This is a genomic window from Azospirillum sp. B4, assembly GCF_000333275.1.
In the GTDB taxonomy this organism is placed as follows: domain Bacteria; phylum Pseudomonadota; class Alphaproteobacteria; order Azospirillales; family Azospirillaceae; genus Nitrospirillum.
In genome coordinates, this window is the sequence record NZ_BACU01000504.1 from 1 (window position 1) to 1,862 (window position 1,862).

2 protein-coding genes are annotated in these 1,862 nt (G+C 71.0%); one reads left to right on the plus strand and one right to left on the minus strand.

Annotated elements, in window-relative coordinates; translation table 11 throughout:
- Positions 1-824, minus strand: an 824-nt coding sequence (locus tag I55_RS22110; protein WP_199902679.1) for a hypothetical protein, incomplete at its 3' end; no start/stop codon positions are given.
- Positions 825-982: 158 nt separating this feature from the next.
- On the opposite strand from I55_RS22110, the gene I55_RS22115 reads away from it, so the two are divergent.
- On the plus strand, positions 983-1,862 hold an 880-nt coding region (locus I55_RS22115), incomplete at its 3' end, for a hypothetical protein (RefSeq protein WP_044562765.1).

The window sequence follows — 1,862 nt, forward strand, 5'->3', positions numbered from 1 at the left end:
AGCGGTGAGCTCAGGCTGTCGCGCGCCCGCGCAACCTCCGGCACCAGCACGTTCTCCATGCCGAAGATCACCGGGCTGGCCATGGCGACGATGGTGGCCAGGGCCACCAGGGTGGCCGCACCCTGGGCGTCGTCGTGCCAGGCGAGCAGCCACAGGAACCATTGGGTGGACAGGGCCGCCAGCAGGTTGGCGCCCAGCACCGGGGCGCCCAGGCGCCAATGGGCGGAGACTTCCATGCGCAGGCTGCCGGCGGCCCGGCGCCAGGCGGTGCCCAGGCGCAGGGCTATCGGCAGGGTCGCCAAAGTGGAGGCTGCCGCCACCAGCAGGAACACGCCCGCGATGCCCAGGTGCTGCCCCAGGGCCAGCGCGGCGGCCAGGGGCGGCAGATAGCGGAGGGCGTCCAGACCGATCAGCGCCGGGTGGCGGCCCCCGGCCAGCAGGCCGCGCCGTACCACCTCTTGGCCCTGCCAGCACACCAGCGCCGCCCCGGCGGCGGGCAGCAGTTCCAGGTGGCCGACGCTGATCGTGGCCCCCGCCAGCAGGGGCAGGAAGGCCAGCGCGCACAGCGGCGTCAGCAGCAGAGCCACGGCCAGCGGACGGTCCTCCGCATCGCCCTGCACCGACAGGGGGTAGGTGACCAGCGCCTGGTGCAGGGTGTTCAGCACCAGGATGAAGGACAGCACGACGGAGTAGGCGCCGTAGTCCGCCGCCGGAAGGGCGCGGGCCAGGGTCACGTTCAGCGCGAAATTGGCCAGGCTGACCAAGGCCTGGTCGGCCAGCCCGCCGGCAAGTCCCAGTCCCGTCCCTTTCACTGTCGCACCCATGACCCGCACCGTCTTCGGGGGGCAGAGTGGTCCCGCCGCCCGCCCGCTGGAAAGCACTATATTTTTCCCGACTGGCGGAATATCGACCCGCCGCCGTCCGTCGTTCTGCCAGGTTTCAGGCGATTGGGGGCGATGACTTGGGTGGAAATACCTCAGACTTGGCATGGGCCGGGCGCGCCGTTCCCGATCCCGCCCCGGACACGCCGTGGGTGCCCCGGGACCAGGGCGACGCCCTCGGTGTTTTCCTGGGGCGCCTGCGCCGGCACGGGTTCCTGGCGGCCGTCCTGTTCCTGGCCAGCGTCGGCGCCGCGGTGACCTTGGCCTTTCTGCTGCCCCCCTATTGGCGGGTGGAGGTGACGGTCATGCCGGTGGCCAAGAGCGGATCGGGCCTGGGCAACCTGGACCTGGGCACGGCGTCCGGCCTGCTCGGCGGTCTGGGCGGCCTGGGTGGGGTGGGCTCGCTGCTGGGCAAGTCATCCTCCAACGAGGATGAGGCCATGGCCGTCCTGGGCTCCCGCGAACTGTTCGACACCTACGCCACCCAGCAGAACCTGCTGCCCGTGCTGTTCGCCAGCAAGTGGGACGCGACGGCCCGGCGCTGGGCGGTGCCGGATGAGGAGGCGCCGACCCTGCGCCGGGGCTTCAAGCTGTTCAACCGCAGCATCCGCGATATCACCCTGGACCGGCGCAGCGGCATCGTCACCCTGGCCATCACCTGGAAGGACCGGGATCTGGCGGTGCGCTGGGCGCGCGACCTGATCGCGCTGACCAACGCCCAGCTGCGCGACCGCGCCATGGCCGACGCCAATCGCAACCTGGCCTATCTGCGCACCGCCATGGCCAACGCCCAGAAGGAGGGCAACAGCAATGCGCTGACCGCCGCCCTGGTCAACGCCTACGAACGCACGCTGCAGAATTATCTGTACGCCACCGGCCAGACGGAATTCGCCTTCCGCGTCATCGACCCGCCCACCGTGCCGGATGTGCGCGAACGGGTGTGGCCCAACCGGCCCCTGTTCCTGGCCCTGGGCGTCATCC